Source organism: Planomonospora antibiotica, assembly GCF_014647955.1.
Taxonomy (GTDB): domain Bacteria; phylum Actinomycetota; class Actinomycetes; order Streptosporangiales; family Streptosporangiaceae; genus Planomonospora; species Planomonospora parontospora.
The window spans coordinates 192,941-213,895 of record NZ_BMQE01000001.1 but is presented as its reverse complement, the minus strand read 5'-3'; the positions used below and the strand labels follow the sequence as shown (position 1 = coordinate 213,895).

20 protein-coding genes are annotated in these 20,955 nt (G+C 74.2%); 8 read left to right on the top strand and 12 right to left on the bottom strand.

What is annotated here, in order from left to right; genetic code table 11:
- Nucleotides 1-121: 121 nt before the first annotated feature.
- From IEZ06_RS00975 to IEZ06_RS00950, 6 genes are all read right to left on the bottom strand, one after another.
- Complete coding sequence (locus IEZ06_RS00975; protein ID WP_229797710.1) at nucleotides 122-721, bottom strand: Uma2 family endonuclease; 600 nt, start codon at nucleotides 719-721, stop codon at nucleotides 122-124.
- 66 nt (nucleotides 722-787) lie between these two features.
- Nucleotides 788-1,633, bottom strand: coding sequence for an adenosylcobinamide amidohydrolase (locus tag IEZ06_RS00970; RefSeq protein WP_189234726.1), 846 nt, complete (start codon nucleotides 1,631-1,633; stop codon nucleotides 788-790).
- Entirely contained in the window at nucleotides 1,602-2,405 is an 804-nt protein-coding gene (locus IEZ06_RS00965) for an ABC transporter ATP-binding protein (protein WP_189234725.1), read from the bottom strand. The genes IEZ06_RS00970 and IEZ06_RS00965 overlap by 32 nt, the downstream gene beginning before the upstream one ends.
- Entirely contained in the window at nucleotides 2,402-3,433 is a 1,032-nt protein-coding gene (locus IEZ06_RS00960) for a FecCD family ABC transporter permease (protein WP_373293774.1), read from the bottom strand. Before IEZ06_RS00960 ends, IEZ06_RS00965 begins: the two co-directional genes overlap by 4 nt.
- Nucleotides 3,434-4,384, bottom strand: coding sequence for an ABC transporter substrate-binding protein (locus IEZ06_RS00955; RefSeq protein ID WP_189234724.1), 951 nt, complete (start codon nucleotides 4,382-4,384; stop codon nucleotides 3,434-3,436).
- A gap of 342 nt (nucleotides 4,385-4,726) precedes the next feature.
- Nucleotides 4,727-5,578: a Gfo/Idh/MocA family protein gene (locus tag IEZ06_RS00950; protein ID WP_203871697.1), complete on the bottom strand. Its 852-nt coding sequence runs from the start codon at nucleotides 5,576-5,578 to the stop codon at nucleotides 4,727-4,729.
- 105 nt (nucleotides 5,579-5,683) lie between these two features.
- Here IEZ06_RS00950 and IEZ06_RS00945 point away from each other — a divergent pair, with 105 nt between their 5' ends.
- Nucleotides 5,684-6,265 carry a histidine phosphatase family protein gene (locus IEZ06_RS00945; RefSeq protein WP_189234722.1) on the top strand — a complete coding sequence of 194 codons (582 nt, stop codon included), beginning with the start codon at nucleotides 5,684-5,686 and terminating at the stop codon, nucleotides 6,263-6,265.
- A gap of 135 nt (nucleotides 6,266-6,400) precedes the next feature.
- Nucleotides 6,401-6,832 (top strand): hypothetical protein, encoded by a 432-nt coding sequence (locus tag IEZ06_RS00940; protein ID WP_189234721.1) that lies wholly within the window; start codon nucleotides 6,401-6,403, stop codon nucleotides 6,830-6,832.
- A gap of 21 nt (nucleotides 6,833-6,853) precedes the next feature.
- Here IEZ06_RS00940 and IEZ06_RS00935 read toward each other — a convergent pair whose 3' ends face one another.
- The 3 genes from IEZ06_RS00935 to IEZ06_RS00925 all read right to left on the bottom strand — a co-directional run bounded on the left by IEZ06_RS00935 (nucleotide 6,854) and on the right by IEZ06_RS00925 (nucleotide 8,337).
- A complete protein-coding gene (locus IEZ06_RS00935) occupies nucleotides 6,854-7,111 on the bottom strand; it encodes a hypothetical protein (protein ID WP_229797687.1) in 258 nt (85 codons plus the stop codon).
- A 122-nt stretch (nucleotides 7,112-7,233) separates the two neighbouring features.
- Nucleotides 7,234-7,470, bottom strand: coding sequence for a DUF397 domain-containing protein (locus IEZ06_RS00930; RefSeq protein ID WP_189234719.1), 237 nt, complete (start codon nucleotides 7,468-7,470; stop codon nucleotides 7,234-7,236).
- Entirely contained in the window at nucleotides 7,471-8,337 is an 867-nt protein-coding gene (locus IEZ06_RS00925) for a Sco1979 family transcriptional regulator (protein WP_189234718.1), read from the bottom strand.
- Between the two features lie 177 nt (nucleotides 8,338-8,514).
- On the opposite strand from IEZ06_RS00925, the gene IEZ06_RS00920 reads away from it, so the two are divergent.
- Together IEZ06_RS00920 and IEZ06_RS00915 are read left to right on the top strand one after the other, a co-directional pair.
- On the top strand, nucleotides 8,515-9,048 hold the full coding sequence (locus IEZ06_RS00920; protein WP_189234717.1) for an ATP-binding protein: 534 nt from the start codon (nucleotides 8,515-8,517) through the stop codon (nucleotides 9,046-9,048).
- 387 nt (nucleotides 9,049-9,435) lie between these two features.
- Nucleotides 9,436-11,835 (top strand): helicase-associated domain-containing protein, encoded by a 2,400-nt coding sequence (locus tag IEZ06_RS00915; RefSeq protein ID WP_189234716.1) that lies wholly within the window; start codon nucleotides 9,436-9,438, stop codon nucleotides 11,833-11,835.
- A gap of 133 nt (nucleotides 11,836-11,968) precedes the next feature.
- On the opposite strand, the gene IEZ06_RS00910 is transcribed toward IEZ06_RS00915, so the two are convergent.
- Nucleotides 11,969-12,997, bottom strand: a complete 1,029-nt coding sequence (locus IEZ06_RS00910; RefSeq protein WP_189234715.1) for an ABC transporter substrate-binding protein — start codon at nucleotides 12,995-12,997, stop codon at nucleotides 11,969-11,971.
- An 83-nt stretch (nucleotides 12,998-13,080) separates the two neighbouring features.
- Here IEZ06_RS00910 and IEZ06_RS00905 point away from each other — a divergent pair, with 83 nt between their 5' ends.
- Genes IEZ06_RS00905 through IEZ06_RS00895 form a run of 3 tightly spaced genes read left to right on the top strand, consistent with a single transcriptional unit; the run spans nucleotide 13,081 to nucleotide 15,979 of the window.
- Nucleotides 13,081-14,136 (top strand): FecCD family ABC transporter permease, encoded by a 1,056-nt coding sequence (locus IEZ06_RS00905; RefSeq protein WP_189234714.1) that lies wholly within the window; start codon nucleotides 13,081-13,083, stop codon nucleotides 14,134-14,136.
- Between the two features lie 35 nt (nucleotides 14,137-14,171).
- Nucleotides 14,172-15,182 (top strand): FecCD family ABC transporter permease, encoded by a 1,011-nt coding sequence (locus tag IEZ06_RS00900; RefSeq protein WP_189234713.1) that lies wholly within the window; start codon nucleotides 14,172-14,174, stop codon nucleotides 15,180-15,182.
- A complete protein-coding gene (locus IEZ06_RS00895; RefSeq protein ID WP_189234712.1) occupies nucleotides 15,179-15,979 on the top strand; it encodes an ABC transporter ATP-binding protein in 801 nt (266 codons plus the stop codon). The genes IEZ06_RS00900 and IEZ06_RS00895 overlap by 4 nt, the downstream gene beginning before the upstream one ends.
- A 66-nt stretch (nucleotides 15,980-16,045) precedes the next feature.
- Here the strand turns inward: IEZ06_RS00895 and IEZ06_RS00890 are convergent, their stop codons facing one another.
- Together IEZ06_RS00890 and IEZ06_RS00885 are read right to left on the bottom strand one after the other, a co-directional pair.
- Nucleotides 16,046-18,568: a penicillin acylase family protein gene (locus tag IEZ06_RS00890; protein WP_189234711.1), complete on the bottom strand. Its 2,523-nt coding sequence runs from the start codon at nucleotides 18,566-18,568 to the stop codon at nucleotides 16,046-16,048.
- A gap of 189 nt (nucleotides 18,569-18,757) precedes the next feature.
- On the bottom strand, nucleotides 18,758-20,422 hold the full coding sequence (locus tag IEZ06_RS00885) for a DUF885 domain-containing protein (protein ID WP_189234710.1): 1,665 nt from the start codon (nucleotides 20,420-20,422) through the stop codon (nucleotides 18,758-18,760).
- 187 nt (nucleotides 20,423-20,609) lie between these two features.
- On the opposite strand from IEZ06_RS00885, the gene IEZ06_RS00880 reads away from it, so the two are divergent.
- Nucleotides 20,610-20,930 carry a GroES family chaperonin gene (locus tag IEZ06_RS00880; RefSeq protein WP_068896762.1) on the top strand — a complete coding sequence of 107 codons (321 nt, stop codon included), beginning with the start codon at nucleotides 20,610-20,612 and terminating at the stop codon, nucleotides 20,928-20,930.
- Nucleotides 20,931-20,955: the final 25 nt, after the last annotated feature.

The following is a 20,955-nucleotide window of genomic DNA, read 5'->3' as shown; positions in this document are numbered from 1 at the left end:
ATAGGGGATAGGACCAGGGTGGCAACCTATCGCCGGAAGTCAATAGAGCACCGCATCGATGGCGGATCGATCGGGAAACGATCGGCTCTCCGGCCCCGCCGGCCCGGCTCTCCGGCTCCCGTCAGCCGCGGCGGCGGAGCAGCGCGGCGGGGTCGAAGGAGACCCCGAACGGGACGACCAGGGTGGCGGTCTCCCCCGCCTCGTGCCTCTCGGCGGGCTTGTACTCGTCGCCGGCGAGCTCGTGGACGTGCAGGGACGGCCCGTCGTCGAGCTCGATCCGCCAGTAGGCGGGGATGCCCGCGGCGGCGTAGGCGGACCGCTTCAGGTGCCGGTCCCTCCCCTGGGTGCTGGGGCTGACCACCTCGACCGCCAGCAGGACGTCCTCCGGCCGGAACATCGGCTCGTTCGTCTCGACGGCCTCCGTCGGCACCACGACGAGGTCGGGGATGAAGAAGTCGCGGGGCCCCACCCGGAGGTTGACCTCCGGCAACGGCTGCAGCTCCAGTGGCGCGGCGTCCTCCAGGATCCGCAGCAGGCGCGCGATCGCGAGTTGGTGCATGGGGACAGGCGAGGGACTCACCAGCAGGCTCCCGTTGAAGAGCTCGTAGCGGTTCCCGTCGTCGGGGAACCGCAGCAGGTCGTCGACGGTGAACGGCGGCTTGCCCTGGAGAACCGTCCGCTCGCCCTTCGGCTCCGTCGCCGGCTCCGTCGTTGCCATCATCGTCACCCGTCCGAGTATGGAGAGTCCCGCCTGCGCCGACATGCTACTTCCCGGAATTCCCTCACTTCATGTGCACGTCCCGTCACGCCCCGCCCAGTCGCGGGCGCCCCGCTGTACGGCCCGGTGCACGGCGCGGGCGGCGCGGGCGCCCCAGACGGAGCGGGGACCGCCGAACAGCTCCCCCGGGCCGCCGGGATCACCGCCGCCCGGCCCCGCCTCGGGTACGGCCACGCAGACCGCGTCGGAGGCGGTGCCGGTGCAGCCGAAGCCCTCCTCGACCAGGGCCTGGGTCTTGGCCTCGGTCACCGTCATGACCAGGTTGACCAGGGCGGCGTCGCTCACCGGGACCGGGACGGCGACGATGATGTTGATCGTCCCCGGCCGGTGCAGGGGGGCGAGCTCGGGGTCGGGGACGCCCTCGGGGGCGGCGGCCCAGGTGGGGACGCGCAGGCCCACCGTGGCCACGGCCTCCGCTCCCCCGTCGGCCGCCCGGGTGAAGCGGTCCACCGCGGCGGCGGTGAGCATGCCGACGCCGGGCCCGGCCGGGGCCATCTCCCGCAGGTGGTCCGCCGGGTCCATGCGCGCGTAGCCGCCGGGCACCTGGGCGTTCAGCACCCACTCGACCGGCCCGATGCCGCCGCCGACCATGGCCGAGGAGATCGCCCGCCACCCGGGACCGGGCCGCCACAGCAGCGAGGCCAGCCGGACCCCGTCCTCGCGGCGGTGGCTCAGCTCGAAGGAACCCCCCGCGAGGCGGCCCGGCCCCGCGGCCTCCGCTCCGACGCCGTCCCGCCCGCCCCTCCGCGGAGCCTCGGGTCCGGCGCCGTCCTGTCCGGAACCGGAACCGGCCGGCTCGGGGGGCCGCGGCGCGAGGAGCGGTTCAGGGACCGGACGCGGGGGGCTCGATGTCATCGGGGCGCTCCAGGTGGACTCCGGGCCTGCCGCCGGGACCGGTCTCGATCCGGACGCGGGCGCCGAAGTGCTCGTCGATCAGCTTCTCGGTGAGCACGTCCGCGGGGGCTCCCGAGGCCGCCACCCTACCGCGGGAGACCAGCGTCATCGTGTCGGCGTACTGCCCGGCCACGCTCAGGTCGTGCAGGGTCGTGACCACGGTCAGCCCGTCGGCCAGCCGGAGCCGGTCCACCAGCTCCAGGACCTGCTGCTGGTGACCCAGGTCGAGGGCGGTGGTGGGCTCGTCGAGGAGCAGGACCGGCGCCTGCTGGACCAGCGCCCTGGCCAGCACCACCCGCTGGCGCTCGCCGCCGGACAGCCGGCCGAGCCGCCGGGAGGCGAACGGCTCCAGGTCGAGCCGCTCCAGCACCGACGCCGTCACCTCGCGGTCGGCGCGGCTCTCTCTGCCCAGATAGGGGATGTACGGCGTGCGGCCCAGCAGGGCGTAGTCGAACACGGTCATGTCGGCCGGGAGGGCCGGGGACTGGGGGGCGTAGGCGATCAGCCGGGCCCGGTCGCGGGGCTTGAGCCGCCGGACGGGGACGTCGTCGACGAGCACCTCCCCCGAGCAGGGCAGCACCCCGGCCAGGGCCTTGAGCAGGGTGGACTTGCCCGCGCCGTTGGCGCCGATCACGGCGAGCCAGTCGCCGCGGCTCACCGCCAGGCCGACACCGGCCAGCACGGTCCTGCCGTCGAGGACGACCTCCAGCCCGCGCGCCAGGATCCGGCTCATGTGCCCGCCTGCCTGGTCATGCGCAGGACGGCGACGAAGAACGGCGCGCCGACGAAGGCGGTGACCACGCCGATGGGCAGTTCCGCCGGGGCCAGGACGGTCCGGGCGAGCACGTCGGCCAGGACCAGGAAGGCCGCGCCGCCGAGCAGGGAGAGCGGGAGCACGATCCGGTAGGAGCCTCCGGCCAGGCGGCGCACGACGTGCGGGACGACGATGCCGACGAAGCCGATCAGCCCGCTGACGGCGACGGCCGCGGCGGTGGCCAGGGAGGCGGCGAGCAGGACGGCCAGCCGTACCCGGGCGGCGCGCAGGCCGAGGCTGGCGGCCTCGTCGTCGCCGACCGAGAGCACGTCGAGCAGCCGCCCGTGCAGCAGCAGGATCCCCACCGAGACGGCCGCGTAGGGGGCGGCCAGGGTGATCTGCCCCCAGCCGCCGCCGACGTCGCCGAGAATCCAGGCGTAGATGCGCTCCAGCTCGTCGACGCCGAGCTGCTGGACGAACGTCTGGACCGCGGTCAGGAACGACGAGACGGCGACCCCGGCGAGGACCAGGGTGGCGGTTCCGCCGCCCCGGCCCGCGACGTTGCCCAGGGCGTAGGCGAGCAGCACGCCGCCGACGGCTCCGGTGAAGGCCGCGACCGGGATGACGAGGGCCTCGCCGTTCCCCTTCAGGAACACGATCGCCGCCGTGGTGGTGAGCCCGGCCCCGGCCGCGGCGCCCAGCAGGTAGGGGTCGGCGAGCGGGTTGCGGAACACGCCCTGGTAGGCGGCCCCGGCGACGGCGAGCAGGCCGCCGACGAGCGCCCCGAGCAGGACCCGGGGCAGCCGCAGCTCCAGCAGCAGGTTCCGCTCGACGGGGGCGAGGCCGGAGTCGGCGGAGACCAGCGGGAGCCAGTCGAGCAGCTGCAGCACGACCCCGCCGGGGGCGATGTCCGCGGCCCCGGCCAGCAGCCCGGCGACCATGCTGGCGAGCAGGGCGCCGAGCGCGAGGGCGAGCGCGCCGGGCCTCAGCCGGGAGGAGCCGGTCACCTACTCGGACGCGGCCTTGCTCACGGCCTCGCCGACCTGCTGGGCGAGGTCGGCGACGCGCGGGCCCCAGCGGGAGGCGACGTCGTCGTCGAGGGCGATGACCCGGTCGCCGGTGACCGCGGAGAGCTTCGACCAGCCGGGACGCTTGGCCAGGGTCTCCCCGGACTGGCCGCAGCACTTGGTGTCGGCGAGGAAGATCAGGTCGGGGTCGGCCTGGGCGACGAACTCCGCCGAGAGCTTGGGGTAGCCGCCGGCCAGGTCGGGGGCCTTGTCGGCGATGTTGGTCAGGCCGAACAGAGCGTAGACCTGGCCCACGAAGGTGGTGGAGGTCACCGAGTAGGGCGTGGTGTCCAGCTCGTGGTAGTAGGTGAGCTTCTTGTCCTTGGGCGCCGCCGCCACGACCTCCTCGATCTTCTTCTTCATCCCGGCCACGACCTCCTCGGCCTTGGCCGCGTTGCCGGTGGCCGCGCCGAGGTCGGTGATCTGGTCATAGGCCTCGTCGAGCTTGGCGGCGGCCGGCTCCAGCAGCACCGGGACGCCGACCTTGCCCAGCTTGGCGACGATGCCGTCGGTGTCGGTGGCGAGGACGACCAGGTCGGGCTTCTGCGCGATGATCGCCTCGGCGTTCGGCTTGAATCCGGACAGGTCCGTCCTGGGCGCCTCGGCGGGGTGGCTGGACTGGTCGTCCACCGCGACCACCTGGGGGCCGGCGCCGACGGCGAACAGGGTCTCGGTCGCGGTGGGCGACAGGGAGACGATCCGCTCGGGCCGGGCGGTGACGGTGACGGAGCCGTTGCCCGCCTCGACCGTGGCGGGGAAGCCCTTCGCCGAGGGGGCGGGGGTGGCGGCCCCCTCCGGGGAGGCGGTGGCGGGGGCCGGGCTCTGACCGCAGCCGGCCAGGGCCAGTGCGCTCAGGAGGGCGCCCGCGAAGGCGGTACGTACGGGCCTCACGGGAGGTCCTTTCGCTTACTGGAAACGAGGACCCGCGAGAACCACGACGGATCACCCTTTCCACGAGGGTTGACGGCGTCGGCGCGGCGGGAGGCGACCTGGCTCGACCCTGCGGGGCCATGACAGTTGCGGGACAGCGCCGGACTCGCACCGGACTTCGCTCCACACCGCGCGTCGGACGAACGGTATCAATCCTCCCCCGCGCTCCCGTCCCGCGGGGTGCGCGCACCGGCGTGCGGCGCGGCGGCCGGGCACGCCGGACCGGGGCCCCGCGAGGGCGGCGGGCGCACCGGACCGGGATCCTGCGAGGGCGGCGGGCGCACCGGGCGGTGCCGGGCGGGCTCAGCCGAGCTGGGCCTCGGCCTCGGTGATGATCTCCTGGAGGCGCAGGCCGTGCGCGGCGTCGAGGGGGTGCCCGCCGCGTCGCACGGTCTCGGCGAACTCGGCGACCATCGTGGGGAAGGCGTCGGCGCCGAGCGCGTCGCCGTCGAGGGACTCGCCGCCGAGCCTGCCGTACACCTCCACCCGGGAGGGCGGGGTCGGTCCCGGCACGCTCATGCAGAGCGAGGCCTCGCTGACCGCGCCGGTCTCGTGCTCCAGCAGCAGGCCGACCCAGCCCGTCGGATTGCCGTGCGCGCGCACCCCGGTGACCGTGCCGAGGGCGGCGTCCAGCATGTCGATCATGTGCGGGCCGACGTCGAGGACCGCACCGCGTTCCAGCCGCCAGGGGGTGGCGAAGTGCCCGCCGAGCAGGGCGCCGGAGACGTTGGAGGCGTACCCGCCGAACGGCTCGACGGCCGACACCCGGGCCAGGAACGCACGGGTGGCCGCCGAGTAGCGCCAGGTCAGGCACATCTGCGAGGCCACCCCCGCCTCGCCGACCGCGTCGGCCAGCCGCCGCGCGCCGTCCAGGTCGGCCGCGAGCGGCTTCTCCAGCAGCAGCGCCTTGCCCGCCTTCGCGGCGAGCACCCCGAGCTCGGCCTGCACGGCCGGCGGCACCGAGAAGACCACCGCCTCGCAGACGTCGAACAGCTCCTCGATCCGGTCGAAGACCGGGGCACCGAACCGGGCGGCCGCCTCGGGCCTGCGCGCCCACACCCCCGCCAGCTTCGTGTGCGGCCCGGCCGCCAGCGTCGGCGCGTGCACCATCTCCGCCCATGGCCCCGCACCGACCAGACCCACAGATATCGTCACGGATCCAGCTTGCCACGGATCTCCGGAACGCACGGGGCGTCGGCAGGGGCATCGGCAGGGGCGGCCACGGGCGGGCACGGGCCGTACCGGCATGATGGTTCCACCATGGACGAGATGATTCTGCTGCGGCACGGCGAGACCGAGTGGAGCCGGGACAGGCGGCACACCGGGCGCACCGACATGCCCCTCACCGCCAGGGGCGAGGACCAGGCGCGGGCGCTCGCCCCGCTGGTCGCCGGCGGGGGTTTCGGCCTGGTGCTGGTCAGCCCCGCCCTGCGGGCGCGCCGGACGGCCGAGCTCGCCGGACTGGAGCGCTACGAGACCGACCCGGACATGTGGGAGTGGGACTACGGCGGCTACGAGGGCATCACCACCGCGTCGATCCGCGAGACCCGTCCCGACTGGTATCTGTGGCGTGACGGGGTGGTCCCCGGCGACGCCGCGCACCCGGGGGAGAGCATCGCCCAGGTCGGCGCCCGCGCCGACCGGGTCATCGCCCGCGCCCGGCGGGCACAGGGCGCGGTGGCGCTGGTCGCCCACGGCCACTACCTGCGGATCCTGGCCGCCCGCTGGCTCGGCCGGCCGCCCGAGGAGGGCCGCTTCCTGCGCCTGGACACCGGCACCTACTCCCGTCTCGGCTTCGAGCACGGCCGACCGGTGCTCCTCACCTGGAACGCCCCGGTCTGACGCCCCGGCCGGACCGGCGCACGCCCCCGCCGGCGGCGCCACTGATCTAACAAAGCACTACCGGCCCGGCCGTCGGGAGGCGGGGGAACGGGGGTAGGGAACGGGATTCAGGCCCGACCACCGCTGGGAGGACTCATGAGGTTCCTGGCTCGCGCACACCAGCTCCCCGCCCGGTTCGCCGCCGGGGCGATCATCCTCAACTCGGGGCTCGGCAAGCAGGACGCCGACAAGCAGACCGCCGCGGGACTCCACGGGATGGCGGCGGGAACCTACCCGTTCCTCAAGGACATGGACCCCGAGAAGTTCACCCGGCTGCTCTCCGGGGCCGAGATCGCCCTCGGCGCGGCGCTGCTGATCCCGGTGGTGCCGTCGCTGCTGGCCGGAGCCGCGCTCACGGCCTTCGCCGGAGGGCTGCTCGGCCTCTACCTGAAGACGCCCGGCCTGCGGCAGGAGGGCAGCCTGCGCCCGACCCCGGAGGGCAACGCCATCGCCAAGGACGTCTGGCTGCTCGGGATCGGCGGCGGCCTGGTGATCGAGGAGCTCGTCTCCTGCCCCGGGCGGCCCTGATCGCGCCGTACGGCGCGCCGCTCAGGCCGCCACCGCGGCGGGCAGCGGTCCCCGGCCGGTCAGCCACTCCACGACCTGCCGGTGGCCGTGGCAGGCGTCCTCGAAGCGGCCCCAGTGCCAGTAGCGCGGCTGGTCGCGCACTCCGGTGACCCAGGTGCGGTAGGCCACCGGGGTGCGTTCGCCGTCCCGCCCGGCCGCCGGGGCGACGCCGTAGGTGCGGATCACCACGCGGCCGCCCGGCGCGAACAGCACGTCGTCGGCCACGGGGTACAGGGTCATCTGGTCGATCATTTCGAGCCCCCAGGTTCGGTGTGGTCCGAACTCTGCCCGGTCGGCCGGCTCCGCCTGTTACGCCACCGGCGCGCGCAGGTTAACCTGCGCGCGCGGAGGTAAAAACGGCGTTACACCACCAGGCCGTCGAACTCGCCGTCCTTGACCCCGAGCACCAGCGCGCGGATCTCGTCACGGGTGTAGATCAGGGCGGGGCCGTCGGGGAACCGGGAGTTACGGACCGCGACGCTGCCGTCCGGCAGTTCGGCGAGCTCGACGCAGTTGCCCGTCGAGTTGCTGTAGCGGCTCTTGCGCCAGCGGGCCCCGGCCAGGTCCGTGGCCGGCATGCCGTTGTAGGTCTGCTCCATTTACATCTCTCTGAGAAGGTCGCCGAGGATCTCGGCGGTGCCCCCGGGCGTGGTGCTCTCCACGCACAGCTGCTCCATGGCCGTGAGGTAGGGGTCGATGTCCTCACGTTTGTCCAGGTAGAGGGCACCCCAGAGCTGCTCGACATAGACGACGTCCGACAGGTCGGACTGGGGGAATCGCAGGATGCTGAACGCGCCGCCCTCGGCCGCGTGCATGCCGAACCGGAAGGGCATCACCTGGATGGTGATGTTGGGGAGGGTGGCCACCTCCAGCAGGTGCCGGAGCTGCTCGCACATGACCTCCCGGCCTCCGATCGGCCGTTTCAGCGCCGCCTCGTCGATGACGGCCCACAGGCGGAGTCCGTCCTTCTTCGACAGGCGCTCCTGCCGCTGCATGCGCATGTGCACGCGGCGCTCGATCTCGGCGTCCGGCACGTCCGGGTAGCCCAGCCGGATCACGGTGCGCGCGTAGGCCGACGTCTGCAGGAGACCGGGCACGAACTGCACCTCGTAGGTGCGGATCACGTTCGCCGCCTCCTCCAGCCCCACGTAGGTGGCGAACCAGTTCGGCAGCAGGTCGCCGTACTTGTGCCACCACCCGGGGGTGTTCGCCTCGCGGACCATCTCCAGCAGGCTGCGCCGCTCCGCGTCGTCGAGCACGCCGTACAGGGTGAGCAGGTCCTCCACGTCACGCGTCTTGAAGCCGACGCGGCCCAGCTCCATGCGGCTGATCTTGGACTCGGAGGCGCGGATGTGGAATCCGGCCACCTCCCGGGTGAGCCCCTTCTCCTCCCGCAGCCGGCGCAGGCTCGCGCCGAGCATGATGCGCCGAACAGTGGAACCGGTACCCGGCGGATCAATGGACACGTGGTGCTCCTTGCTCGCTTCCTGATCGACAGTGTGTCACTTCGCGGCCCGGGAATCCCCGACCGCAGACAAGATCCCCTTTCCTTCCGGATTACCGAAACAGGGGTAACCGTAGCGGTTGCAACCACCTCGTGCACGTGCATTCGCTCTTGCACATGCACGGGAGTTCAGGCCATCATGATCTGCGTGCAGTCCGCCCACATCGCGCCCCCGCGCCCCGCCTGGACGGCGCTCGACTGGTGGCCCCCCGTCGGCTGGTGGCCCGATCCGGCGCGTGACCTCCTGACCGCGTCCGCCCCGCCACCCGGCCCCTCGGCGGCCAGCGCCACCTTCGTGCTCCCCCCGCACGCCGAGTCCGTGCACTCCGCGCGGAGCTTCGCGGCCGGGACCCTCTCCGGCTGGCGGCTCGACGACCTCGGCGAGAACATGGGGCTCGTCGTCTCGGAGCTGGCCACCAACGCCATCAGGCACGGTCTCCGGCTGGCCGCGGACCGCACCAGGGAGCCGGTCCGGCTGTCGCTGATCCGCAGGGACCGCATGGTCGTGTGCGCGCTCAACGACCCGGGCGCCGGGTCCCCCACCCTGCGCGACCCCTCCCCGCTCGATGTCGGCGGGCTGGGACTGCACATCGTGGAGTCGCTGAGCGTCCGCTGGGGCTGGGCACCGCTCGCTCCGTACGGCAAAATCGTCTGGGCGGTCCTGCGGGCCTGACGGCCCCGGACCCGGACCCGGCGCTCCGACGGCCCCGGCCGACCTCCGTACCGACCCCCGACCCCGGCCCTCGAAGCACCGCGTCCTCCCGGACGCCCCGAAGACCTCCCCTGGAAAAGGCGCCGCCTCTTCCCCTCACCTGGCGCCCGCCGGTCCCGGGCCCGGCGCTCCCCCCGCCGCCGGACCCGGGACCGGCCACTCCCCCGCCGGGCGCCGCACCGCGCTCGTTCGGCCAAGCTTGTCGCGTTCTGCGTGGTGCAGCCCCTATGGGAATGCCCTCTGCATTACCGTTGGTGACTCCTGCACTCCCTGAAGGGAGCGGCTTCCCGCTCTCCCCGACGGCTCCCGGAGAGTCCCCCACGCACGATTCCATAAGAGAGCTGCGAGATGGACGATCACCTGCTCGGCTGGTTGAAGACCCTCGACGAGGAGCGGCTCGCCCGGATCCTGGCCAACCGGCCGGACGCCATCGCTCCCCCGTGGCCGCGCCGCCTGGGCACGCTGGCCCAGCGGCTGGGCAACGGCTTCGCCGTGATGGAGGCGCTGCGCGCGCTGCCGCTGCCCGCGCTGGAGGTCGTGGAGGCCGCGCTGGCCCTCGGCGACCAGGTCGGCTCCGCGGAGCTGGCCCGCTTCCTGCGGGTGCCCGAGGAGGCACCGGCCCCCTGGCTCGCCCTGCTGTCCGACCACGCCCTGGCCTGGCAGGACGACGAGGGCCGCATCCGGATCGCCGGCGCGCTCGCCCGCTGGTGGACGACCCCCTGCGGGCTCGGCGAACCGCTCGCCCGCTACCTCGACTCCTGGACGGTCAGCGCGGACGCCCTGCGCTCGCTCGCGCGCTCGCTCGGCCTGCCCTCCGGTTCCAAGCGCCGCACGGCCGCCGCGATCGCCGAGGCGCTGTCCGACGCCGGCCGGGTCACCGCCCTCCTGGCCCGCGCCCCGGAGGGCACCGCCCGGCTGCTGGAGGGCTTCGCCTGGGACGGGCCGGTCAGCGACGTGGACGGCGGCCGGTTCGTCGTGCCCGGCTCCCCGGAGAAGTGGGCCGCCGACCACGGCCTGCTCTTCCGGACCAGCTGGAACGTGGCCGAGATGCCCCGGGAGGTGGCGCTCGCGCTGCGCGGTCCCGACTACCGGCCGCCCTTCACGCCCGACCCCCCCGACCTCGCCACGCTGCCGGTCGACCCGGAGACCGTCGACCACCTGATGACCCTGGCCGCCCCGCACGTGGTCGAGCGCTGCGCCGCCATGCTGGAGAACGCCGCCAAGACGCCGCTGCCGCTGCTCAAGGCCGGCGGGGTCGGCGTGCGGGAGGTCCGCCGGGTCGCCAGAGAGACCGGCTGCGACGAGGACGAGACCCGGCTGCTGCTGGAGGTGTGCGCGGTGGCCCGCCTGCTGGCCTGGGACGAGCCGGCCGGCGGGCTGGTGCCCACCGACCGGTTCGACCGCTGGCGGCTGGACGACGCGCCGGCCCGGCTCCGGGTGCTGCTGGCGGCGTGGTGGCGGATGGAGCGCTCGTCGCTGCGCCGGACGCGCGGCAAGTACGGCACGGTGCTCGGCGACGACCCCGCCGGAGCCGCGGTGGCCCGCATCCGCCGGGCGGTGCTCGGCGTGCTGGCCCGCCTCCCGGCGAGTACGGCCTGCACCGACACCGGCGGCCTGGTCCGTCTCGTCCACTGGCACGCCCCGCTCCTGGACCCGGCGCTGCTGGCCGAGTGCGCCCCGGGGGTGCTGGAGGAGGCCCGGCTGCTCGGGCTCGTCGCCCACGGCGCCGTCACCGATCTGGGCCGCGCGCTGGCCGCCCTGGACGCCGCCGCGGGGGACGAGGGCGACGACGCCTGCCCGGCCGTCGAGCACGATCCGGGACTGGTGGAGTGCTCCACCCGCGCCATGGCCAGCGTCCGGCGCAGCGCCCTGTTCGGCGCGGACCTGACGGCGGTGGTGACCGGGCCGCCCTCGGCGGAGCTGGCGGCGCTGCTGGACCGCACCGCCGAGCGCGAGTCGCGCGGCACGGCCTCGGTCTGGCGCTTCACCCCGGTGAGCGTGCGCGGCGCACTCGACGCCGGTCACACCGCCGACGGGCTGCTGGCCGACCTCGCCGAGGTGGGGACGGTCCCGCAGCCCCTGGAGTATCTCGTGCGCGACGTGGCCAGGCGGCACGGGGAGGTCACCGTGACCACGGTCTCCTGCATCGTGCAGGCCTCCGACCCGGCGCTGCTGGCCGAGATCGCCGCCCACCGGCGGCTGGCCCGGCTGGGCCTGCGCCTGCTCGCTCCCACCGTGCTGGCCAGTTCGGTGCCGGCCGAGCGGACCCTGGCCGCGCTGCGCGAGAACGGCTACGCCCCGGTGCCGGTCGAGGACACCGGGGAGATCACCGTGCGCCGGACCCGGGTCGAGGAGCCGCAGGACGGCGGCCGGCTGATCCTGCTGCCCGGCGGGCAGGTGGCCGAGCTGGACCAGCCGGTCCACCCGCTGACGGAGCCCGCGCCCGACCCCCGTGAACACGCCCGGCGGCTGCTCGCCACCGGCTGCGAGGGCGGGCAGGCGCCGGGCCGCACCTGGGCGGTCATCGGCCGCATGGCCTCCCGGCTGCCGACCGCCCAGCAGTCCCTGCTCGGCTTCGTGGTGGACCGGGGCGTACGGGCGGCGATCACGCTGGCCGACGGCCTGACCGCCACCATCAGCCACGGCGAGCTGCGCAGCGGCGTGCTCGACGCGTGGTGCGAGGAGGCCGGGGACTACCTGGAGTTCCCGCTGTCGGACATCGTCGAGGTCCGGGGCGCCTACGCGTAGGCGCCCCGGGTCCGCGCGGATCCGGGGCGCCGCCGGTCAGGGCTTCCCGCCCGATCGGCTCACCGGGGCCGCTCCGCCGGTCAAGGCTTCCGCGCCCGATCGGAGGACCGGGGCCGCTCGGCCCCGGCCGGTGTCACAGCTTCTTCGCCTTGGCGAGGTTCGCGGCGAGCTCCTCCAGCACCGACGCGTAGCCCTGGTAGCTGTAGCGCTCCTCGGCGTGCCAGGGGTAGACCTGCCCGGCCTTGACCGCGGGCAGCTTGGCGAAGGTCGGCTTCTTCATCATCTCCTCGACCTTCATCGACTGGGTGCGGGCGTCGACGAGGATCACGTCCGCCTCGTAGGTGTCGGCGTTCTCCCAGCTCAGCGTCTGCCAGAAGCCCGTCTCGTCGACCTTCTCCGGCACGACGACGTCCAGGCCCAGCTCCTTGAAGTGGCGCACGTCCACGTGGTCCTTCGGGTCGGCGATCCACAGCGAGTCGGGGCCGCCCGCCATGACCATGATCTTCAGCTTCTTCGCCTCGGGCGTGGGCAGCGCCTTGCCCGCCGCCTCGAACCTGGCCTTGGCCGCCGTCACGTCGGCGGCGTTCAGGTCGGCGCCGAGCGCGGCGGCGATCTCGCCGTACCGGCCGATCACCTCGGGCAGGGTCTTGCCGACCAGCCGCACGCCGAGCGTGGGGGCGACCTGCTCGATGGTGGCGGCGGACTTCTCCGGGACGTACCAGAGCGTGTCCTTGTCGGCGCTGTACATGCCGCTGACGAGCAGTTCGGGCTGGAGCGAGATGTACTTCTCGACGTTGAACTCGTCCCAGACGTTGCCGAGCGACTCGACCTTGGTGATGTCGACCGGGCCCACCTGGGGGTCCTTGCTGCCGTCCTTCAGCCTGTGCGGGCCGAAGACCGCGATGGGCCGGACGCCGAAGTCCCAGAGCGCGGCGGCGGCGCCGACCTGGGCGACGACCCGGGTCGGGCGCTCGGGCAGGTCGATCTTCTTGCCGCGGTCGTCGGTGAAGGTCCACGGACCGGCCTCCGCCGCGGCGGGGGACGCGGCGCCCGCGGCGGGAGAGGTGGTCTCCGGCTGGCCTCCGCAGGCGGCGAGAGCGAACAGGGCTGCACCGAGGCCGACGGCCAGGACGCCTCGCCGGGACAGGACAGGCAGGGACATTTTCCCTCTCCAAAGGATAGGCTCACCTTATTACTTCCGGTTTAGATTAGCCTTGCCTAAGCGAGGATGTGAAAGGGGGCCGGGTGAGCACGGCCGATGTGGTCACGGTCGCCCCGGGCGACGCACGGGCCGGGCAGGCGCGGCGTTCCGCGCTGCTGGCCGCGGGGCTGCTGGCCGGGGTCGCGGTGCTGGCGCTGCTGGCGGCGGTCAGCATCGCGGTGGGGTCCCGCTCCGTCCCCCTCTCCACGGTCGTCGACGCGCTGACCGCCCCGGACGGCTCGGCCGACCACACGGTGGTCCGCGAGCTGCGCGTGCCGCGCACCTTCCTCGGCCTCGGCGTCGGCGCGGCCCTCGGCCTGGCCGGGGCGCTCATGCAGAGCCTGACCCGCAACCCCCTGGCCGACCCGGGCCTGCTGGGCGTCAACAGCGGCGCCGCGCTCGGCGTCGCCGCCGCCCTCGGCCTGCTGGGGATCTCCGACCCCGCGCTCTACGTCTGGTTCGCCTTCGCCGGGGCGGCCGCGGCCGCCGTGCTGGTCTACGCGCTGGGCTCGGCGGGCCGCGCCGGCTCCACCCCGGTACGGCTGGCGCTGGCGGGCGTGGCCCTGGGCATGGTCTTCAACGCCGCGTCCTCGGCGATCCTGCGGATCGACAGCGCCACCTTCGACCGGATGCGGTTCTGGCTGACCGGCTCCCTGGCCGGGCCGACGCCCGACGTGGCCGTGCGGCTCGCGCCGTTCCTGGCCGCCGGGCTGGCCCTGGGCCTGGCCCTGGCGGGGCCGCTCAACGCCCTGGCCCTCGGTGACGAGGCGGGACGCGCCCTGGGCGTGGGCGTCGGCCGCACCCGCGCGCTGACCGCCGTCGCCGTCACCCTGCTCTGCGGGTCGGCGACCGCCGCGGCCGGGCCGATCTGGTTCGTCGGGCTGGTCGTGCCGCACGGCGTGCGCCTGCTCACCGGCTCCGACCAGCGCTGGCTGCTGCCGTACACCGTCGTGTTCACCCCGGTGCTCCTGCTCGGCGCCGACGTCCTCGGCCGGGTGGTCGTCTCCCCGGCCGAGATCCAGGTCGGCCTCATGTGGGCCGTCGTCGGGGTGCCGGTGTTCATCCTCCTCGCCCGGCGCCGGAGGCTCGCCGCCCTATGACGACCACCTCGCCCCCTCTCGGAGCCCGTCGCGCCATGACCGTCCTGCGCCTCGCCTCCTGGTCGCTGCGCCTGTCCCCGCGCGGCCTCGCCGTCTGCCTCCTGCTCGTCGCCGCGGGCGTCGCCGTCAGCCTGGTGGCCCTGTCGACCGGCGAGTTCACCGTGCCCGTCCCCGACATCGTGGACTCGGTCTTCGGCCGGGGCACCCCGGCCGCCGAGCTCATCGTCTGGAAGCTGCGCGCCCCCCGCGTCGTGACCGGCCTGCTGGTCGGCGCGGCCTTCGGGCTGAGCGGGGCGATCTTCCAGAGCATCACCCGCAACCCGCTCGGCAGCCCCGACTTCATCGGGTTCACCGCGGGCGCGGCGACCGGCGGCATCGTCGCGGTCGTCCTGGGCGGCTCCGCCTGGCAGATCGCGGGCGGCTCGCTGCTCGGCTGCGTGGCGTGCGCGCTGCTGGTCTACGCGCTCTCCTTCCGCAACGGCGTGCAGGCCCACCGGCTGATCCTCGTCGGCATCGGGGTCAGCGCGCTGCTCACCTCCGCCGACTGGTACCTCCTGACCCGGGCCAACATCAACGACGCCGCCACCGCGGGGGCCTGGCTCACCGGCAGCCTGGGTGGGCGCGGCTGGGAGCACGCGCTCCCCGTCGCCTGCGCTCTGGCGGTGCTGCTCCCGGTCTGCGCCCTGGTCTCCCGCCCGCTGCGGATGATGGAGATGGGCGACGACTCGGCCAAGGCCGTCGGCATCCGGGTCGAGCCGGTGCGCGCGGCCGCGGTCACCGTGGGCGTGCTGCTGTGCGGGGTCGCCACCGCCGCCACCGGTCCGGTGGTCTTCGTCGCGATGGCGGCCCCGCAGCTCGCGCGGCGGCTCACCCGCTCCCCCGGCGTCACCATGCTCGCCTCCGCGCTGATGGGCGCGGTCCTGCTGGTGACGGCCGACCTGGCCGCGCAGCGCCTGCTGGCCCCGGTCCAGCTGCCCGTGGGGATCATGACCGCCGCGATCGGCGGCACGTACCTGGTGTACATGCTCCGGAAGGAACGACGTTGAGACTGCAGGGCACCGGACTGACGCTCTCCTACGACGACCGCGTGGTCGCCGCCGGCCTGGACGTGGCGATCCCGGACGGCTCCTTCACCGTGATCATCGGGCCGAACGCGTGCGGCAAGTCCACGACGCTGCGGGCGCTGGCCCGCATGCTCAAGCCCCGGGCCGGGACGGTCTGCCTCGACGGCGCCCTGATCACCTCGCTGCCGTCCAAGGAGGTCGCCCGCCGGCTCGGCCTGCTGCCGCAGAGCTCGATCGTGCCCGACGGCATCACCGTCGCCGACCTGGTCGGCCGGGGCCGCTACCCGCACCAGCGGCTGATGCGGCAGTGGTCGAAGCAGGACGAGGCCGCGGTCGGCTCGGCCATGGAGGCGACCGGCGTGGCCGACCTGGCCGACCGGTGCGTGGACGAGCTCTCCGGCGGCCAGCGCCAGCGCGTCTGGCTGGCCATGGCGCTGGCGCAGGAGACGTCGATCCTGCTGCTCGACGAGCCGACGACCTTCCTCGACATCGCCCACCAGATCGAGGTCCTCGACCTCTGCGCCGACCTGCACGAGCAGGGCCGCACCCTGGTCGCGGTGCTGCACGACCTGAACCAGGCCTGCCGCTACGCCACCCACCTGATCGTGATGCGCGAGGGCCGGATCGTGGCCGAGGGCGACCCCGCCGAGATCGTCACCGCCGAGCTGGTCCGCGACGTCTACGACCTGCGCTGCGAGATCATCACCGACCCGCAGAGCGGCACCCCGCTGATCGTCCCGGAGACCCGCCGCCGCGCCCGCACCGGCGCCACGGCCTGAGCCCGGGGGCGCCGGAGGCCGGGCCGCGGGCCCCGGGAGGGGCTGCGGGGCCCGGCCGGGCGCCGGTCACGGGGTGAGCGTGAGGGTGTTCTCGGCGGCCTGCCGTACGGCGGGCTCGGTGAAGCGCATCGGGGTGAGCCTCCCGTCGGCCCACAGCTCGGCCTGGTCGTCGTAGTTGGCGTGGAAGGCGTGGCCGGACGCGCCGGTCAGGTTGATCCACTCCGAGCGGTCCAGGTCGGCCAGGTCGACGACCATGCGCATCGACGGCACCCAGTTCACCTGGTAGCCCTCGGTGGCGTCCCAGCCGGTGGCGTTCACGGTGTCCTTGCCGCCGGCCGTGCGCAGCGGTCCCCGGTTGAACAGCCACTCGACCGGCGCGATGCCGCTCGTGCCGAAGGTCTCGTGGGTCAGGTCCAGGGTGTGCAGGTCGCCCCAGGCCCACTCGGCCGGGTCGCCGCCCAGCCGCTCGCGCAGCTCGGCGTCGGCGTCGGCCATCGCGGCCTTGAGCATGTCGTCGCGGCGCTCGGCCGTACCCTTGGTGCGCACGTCGTCCCAGAAGGGGTCCTCGGGCCTGTCCAGGAGGGCGCGGACCACCTCATACCACCGGTCGCCGCCGCCGGGCCGGGTGGGGCCGGTCAGCTCGTCCTCGAAGACCCGGGCGAGCAGGTGCTTCCAGACGGCGTTGAAGTAGGCGGCCCCGGCCGAGTCGCGGCCCTGGCCGAAGTCCCAGCCCTTGAGCGTGCCGTTGGGGGCGCCGAGGCGGAGCAGGTGCGGGACGAGGACCGGCGCGAGGTTGTTGCGGTCGTCCATCAGCAGGGCGCGCATCGTCTCGGAGGTGACCTTGCCCTTGGCGGTCTCCTCCTCGATCCGCTCCACGATCCGCTGCGAGCGGTAGCCGTGCGACCAGTCGGAGGTCAGGAACAGCTCCTCGCTCGGGCGCACGACCGCGTTGTTGGCGGTGACGATGTAGCCCTCGGGCGGGTTGTAGACGGACGGCAGCTTCTCGAACGGGATGAAGCCGGTCCACTCGTGCTCTCCGGTCCAGCCGGGCACCGGCATGGTGCCGTCGCCCGCCGAGCGGACCGGGATCTTTCCGGGGGCCTGGTAGCCGATGTTCCCGGCGGTGTCGGCGTAGATCAGGTTCTGCGCGGGGGCCTCGAAGGAGGCCGCGCCCTTGCGGAACTGCTCGAAGTCCTCGGCGCGGTTCATCAGCAGGATGGCGTCGGCGGTCCGGCCGGGGTCGAGCGCGGTCCAGCGCAGCGCCACCTCCAGGCCCTCGGCCTTCTCGCCCAGGCGGGCCGCCGCCCCGGGCACGGCCTCGCGGGCGTCTCCGAGCACGCCGGAGATGATCGGGCCGTGCCCGGTGGTGCGGACCTTCAGCTCGACCGGCTCGCTCCCGGCTACCTTGATCTGCTCGGTTCGCGTCTGGACCGGCTTCCATTCGCCCTCCACCTCGACGGTGTCGCCCTTGACGCGCTCCAGGTACAGGTCGGTGACGTCGGGGCCGAGGTTGGTGAAGCCCCAGGCGATCTTGTCGTTGTGGCCGATGACGACGCCGGGCAGGCCCGCGAAGGTGTATCCGGCCACGTCGTAGGGGCAGGCCGCGCTCTTGGTACGGCAGTGCAGCCCGGCCTGGTACCAGATCGACGGCATCCGGGGGCCGAGGTGCGGGTCGTTGGCGAGCAGCGGCTTGCCGGTGGCGGTGTGCGCCCCGCCCACCACCCAGGAGTTGGAGCCGATCCCGGCGGGGTCGCCGCCGGCGGTCCCGAAGAGGGAGGGCACGGCGTCCACCAGCGCCGCGACCTGGTCCAGCGCCTCGGCGGCGGCGGCCGCCTCGACCGGCCGGCCGCCCTTGGGCTCCTCGGCGGGCGCGGCGGTCACGATCGTCGCGTGCCGGTCGAAGGGATAGCCGGGGTGCAGCTGCGCGGCCCGCTCGGCGGGGAGCCGGGCGGCGACCAGCGCCCGGTCCAGCTCGGACTCCATGTTGGAGCGCAGGTCCCAGGCCATGGCCTTGAGCCAGGCCAGGGAGTCGGCCGGGGTCCAGGGCTCGGGCTCGTAGCCGCCGTTGGTGAGCTTGAGCACGCCGTACTCGAGGCTCCTGGCGGCGAAGCCGTCGTGCTGGACCATCCAGGCGTTCACCCCCGCCGCGTAGTCCGCCAGGGCCTGGCGGGTCTCCGGGAGCAGCAGGGGGAGCTCCGCCTCGGCGGTGCGCCGCCAGCCGAGGGTGCGGACCACCTTGTCGACCTCCAGGGTCGAGGCGCCGAACACCTCCGACAGGCGGCCCGCGGTCGTCTTGCGGCGGAAGTCCATCTCCCAGAAGCGGTCCTGGGCGTGCACGTAGCCCTGCGCCTTCAGCAGGTCGGCGGCGGCGTCGGCGTAGATGTGCGGGATGCCGTACCCGTCGCGGTGCACGGTCACCGGAGCGGCCAGGCCGGGGAGCCGGATCTCGCCGGACAGCTGCGGGAACGACCGGCGGACCGTCCAGGTCGCCGCCCCGGCGAGGACGACCGCCAGGACGACGAGCACGGACAGGACCCGGGCCGCCCAGCGGAGCGGGCGGGACAGACGGGCAAACGGAGCGATCCGCACGGAAAACGACCTTTCATCGCACAAGTGACGCGTCACCGATTGTGCGAGGTCCTCATGTGACTTCGGTTACCTGCAGGTAGCTTTTCGGACTCGGCACGCCGCACCGCCCCGCCACACACCCCGCCCCGCCGGGACAGGGGCAGGGGCAGGGGCAGGGGCAGGGGCAGGGGCAGGGGCAGGGGCGTGTCCCTAGCCCTCCAGGGCCACCCGGCGGGCGAGACCCAGGGGGAGGCTGCCGGAACCGGCCAGGGTGTCGTGGAAGGAGCGCAGGTCGCCGCGGCCCGCGGCCAGGTAGTCGGCGCGGATCCGGTCGATCTCCAGCGCCCCGGTCAGGTAGGACGGCGCCTGCGTGGGCCACGCGCAGTAGCGGTCGACCTCGCCCTTGGCGGTGCCCGGGGTGAGCGAGGACTTCGTCGTCATGAAGAGCTCGGCCTCCTCGATGCTCATGTCACCGCAGTGCAGCGAGGTGTCGACGATGATGCGGGCCGCCCGGAAGAGCCGGAACTCCAGGTGGGCGAGCTCCTGGGCGGGCTCGGCGAAGTAGCCCTGCTCGCGCATGGCCTTCTCCACGTACAGGGCCCAGCCCTCGGCGAAGTACGGCGTGCCGAAGAGCTTGCGGGCCCGGCGCGGGTTGCCCGCCGCCCACGACAGGTGCCAGTGGTGGCCGGGGTAGGCCTCGTGCACCGCGATGGAGGGCATCTGCGCGCGGGCGTTGGTGCGCAGCCGCTGGCGGACCTGCTCCGCGGTGAAGGAGTCCGGCGTGAACGGCACGAAGAAGTGCCCGGTCCGGGAGGCCGACAGCGGCGGCGGCGACATGTAGGAGGCGACGGACAGCACGGGCCGCTGGAACTCCGGCGACGGCACCACCCGGCACTCCTCGCCCTCGGCGAAGGTCACCAGGCCGCGCTCGCGCACGAACCGGCGGGCCCGCTCGGTCTCGGCCTCGTACTCGGCGCGCATGTCCTCCAGCGTCGGCGCGTGGTCGTCCTGGAGGGCCGCGATCGCCGCGTGCCAGTCGCCGGAGCCGCCCGGCAGCCTGGCGGCGACCTCGCGCATCTCCGCGTCGAGCTCGTCGTAGGCGGCCCTCCCGCGCTCGCGCAGCCCGGCCGCGCCGTAGTCGAGCATCTCCCGCTCGCGCAGCAGCCGGGAGTAGAGCTCCTCGCCCATCCGCCAGTCGCCCTCCGCCGCGAAGCCGCCGAGGAACTCCACCAGCGCGTCGAAGGCCGCCGCCGCGGGCTCGGCCGCCGCCGCCAGCCGGGCGCGCAGCCGCTCGTCGCCGACCAGGCCGGGCACGGTCACGGTGAGGAAGTGCCGGCCGGTCCGCGCCTGGCCGAGCCCTCGCTCGACCAGCAGCGGCGCCGCCAGCCCCCGGTCCAGGTTCGTACGGCAGGCCGCCAGCACGCCCGGCACCTCGGCCAGCCGTGCCACGGCGGCGTCCACCAGCTCGGCCTCGGGGGCCAGCCGGTGCAGGAAGGGGCTGAACATCGAGGCGAAGACCGGCCCGACGTAGAAGGAGGGGTCGCGCCGCCAGGACGGCCAGGCCTCCTGGGCGACCGACCCGCGGAGCGCGGAGACGACCAGCTCCCGGTCGATCCGGTCCTCGAACCCGCCGCCCTCCTCGCCCTGCCCGCCCTCCTCGCCCTGCCCGCCGTCCGCGCCTCCGGCGGCCTCCAGCCGCTCCAGCCGGCGCCGCGCCTCGCCCTCCCGGGCGGTGATGCCGGCCTCGGTGAAGTCTCCGAGGGTGCGGTCGTGGCCCGGCGCGCCCGCGAGGGAGGCGCGGACGGGGTTCGCGTCGAGGTACCAGTCGAGGAAGTCGTCGACCAGGCGGGCAGAATCGAGGGAGAGATCCGTCATGCGCGGTGAGCCTACCCGGCGCTCCCGGACCCGTGGCTCCCCCGAGGCCGCGCCCGCCGGACGCCGCGCCTCCGGGCACCGGCCCGGAGCCGCGGGAGGTCCGGGTGAGCGGGTCACGGCCGCGGGTCCGCGGGCGGGGCGGGGCCGATCAGCGGGTACGGCTCCGCCCGTCCCATAAACTGCTGCTGTGGCTGACCCGAAGTTCGAGATCCAGATGCTCCACGACCGCGTCATGGTCAAGGTCGAGCAGGAGTCCGAGGAGCGGCGCAGCACCGCGGGCATCGTGATCCCGGCGACCGTGAAGATCGCCAACCGCCTCGTCTGGGGCGAGGTCTGCGGCGTCGGCGCGAACGCCCGCGCGGTGAAGGTCGGCGACAAGGTCCTGTTCAACCCCGAGGACCAGTACGAGGTCGAGGTCCACGGCCAGACCTACCTGGTCATGCGCGAGCGCGACCTGCACGCCATCGCCACCCCGCAGACCGACAACGGCACCGGCCTCTACCTCTGAGCCTCCAGGTGCCCCGCGCCGGGCA